General features: G+C 58.6%; 2 protein-coding genes. Both read left to right on the forward strand.

The window, feature by feature from the left end:
• Positions 1–7 precede the first annotated feature (7 nt).
• Positions 8–283, forward strand: coding sequence for an oxidative damage protection protein (locus WCA53_RS21090; RefSeq protein WP_423915210.1), 276 nt, complete (start codon positions 8–10; stop codon positions 281–283).
• A gap of 667 nt (positions 284–950) precedes the next feature.
• A partial coding sequence (locus tag WCA53_RS21095; RefSeq protein ID WP_423915212.1) for an MFS transporter occupies positions 951–1,812 on the forward strand: 862 nt, incomplete at its 3' end.

The raw sequence follows: 1,812 nt of genomic DNA on the forward strand, positions 1-1,812 counted from the left end.
ATGACAGATGGCCCGATTGGTTCAATGCGCAAAGCTCAGCAAGGAAGCCGAAGGACTCGACTTCCCGCCCCTGCCGGGCGAACTCGGCAAGCGGATCTATGAAACCGTATCGAAGGAAGCGTGGCAAGGCTGGCTCAAGCAGCAAACCATGTTGATCAACGAAAACCGCCTCAACATGGCCGATCCGCGCGCCCGCCAGTACCTGTTGAAGCAAACAGAAAAGTACTTCTTCGGGGAAGGCGCAGATACGGCCCAAGGGTATGTGCCGCCGCCGCAAGACTAACGCGCACGCGTTGGACACAGTCTATAAAACCGGCCTTTCGAGGCCGGTTTTTTTACGCCCATTTTTGTTTTCAGGATGGCGTGCAGGCTCGGCCCGGAACGGGCGGCTTTCGCATCATCTGCCATCGTGCTATCATCTCCTCCTTTCCAACAGCAATCCAAAGTCAATCTTCTTGAATCACGGGCCCATTGGGCGCTAATTCGAGATATCGAAACAGATGTTGGAGGCGCCGCGCGGAGCGTGTTTTCGTCCGTATTGCGGTCATCGTGTTGATCAGCTGTTGATCACCTATTGATCACGCTAAGTGCCGTATTAAGCCCGCCTCCTTAGCTGCAACGCTGCGTTGAATTTGAACGAGCGCGCCCTAGCGCTTTGAAACGCCGCGTCCAGCCGTCATCAAAACCCTGCGACAGCCTCGCAGAACCCTCGAAGTGCATTTCCGCGAAATCGCCTTGCGGCGTGCGCATTGTTTTGCCTTTCGAACTGAGCTACCCACCTTCGAAACGCGGACTTGGCGCCTGGTCGACTCATGTTCGATATGCGAGTCGGCCCCATCGCAGAATCGCGAAACTGCACTTTTCCCCTGGCAACGTGCGCGCAAAGCGCACGCCGACATGTCCCATGTCCCTGGACAGATCGGCGACGCAAACCTGGAGAAATGTTTCATATGTCCACGCTCAACAACGGCATCCGGCAGCAGCCCCAAGCCGAACAGTACTTGTCGCTCGACGACATCACCATCGTCGACAAGTCGCTGCTCAAGCGCGCGGTCGGTGCGATGGCCATCGGCAACGCCATGGAGTGGTTCGATTTCGGCGTCTACAGCTACATTGCGGTGACGCTCGGCAGAGTGTTCTTCCCGTCGAGCAATCCCGGCGCGCAATTGATTGCCACGTTCGGCACGTTCGCGGCGGCGTTTCTCGTGCGTCCGATCGGCGGCATGGTGTTCGGGCCGCTCGGCGATCGTATCGGCCGCAAGCGCGTCCTCGCGATGACCATGATCCTGATGGCGGTTGGCACGTTCAGCATCGGACTGATTCCGGCCTACGGCAGCATTGGCATATTCGCGCCCGTTCTGCTGCTCGCCGCGCGATTGCTGCAGGGCTTTTCCACGGGTGGCGAGTATGGCGGCGCGGCCACGTTTATCGCGGAGTTCTCGCCGGATAAAAAGCGCGGCGTGATGGGCAGTTTCCTGGAACTCGGAACGCTGGTGGGGTATGTGCTTGGTGCTGGATGTGTCGCGCTGCTCACCGCCGCCTTGTCCGAGCAATCCTTGTTGTCGTGGGGATGGCGCGTGCCGTTTCTCATCGCCGGGCCGTTGGGGCTGATTGGCTTGTATATCCGGATGAAGCTGGAAGAAACGCCCGCGTTTCAACGTGAGGCCGACAAGCGCGAGGCCGAAGCGCACCACGCGCCCAAGCAGAAATTTCGCGAGATGCTGCTCGAACAGTGGAAGCCGATGGTCCAATGCGTCTGCCTCGTGCTGATCTTCAATGTCACGGACTACATGGCGCTTTCGTATCTGCCGA

Origin of the sequence: Caballeronia sp., assembly GCF_049581465.1 — a bacterium.
Classification (GTDB): Bacteria; Pseudomonadota; Gammaproteobacteria; order Burkholderiales; family Burkholderiaceae; genus Caballeronia.

What these genes read in the sequence shown, in the direction of transcription:
- WCA53_RS21090 (WP_423915210.1), top strand. Translation starts at nt 8, where the DNA reads ATGGCCCGATTGGTTCAATGCGCAAAGCTCAGCAAGGAAGCCGAAGGA.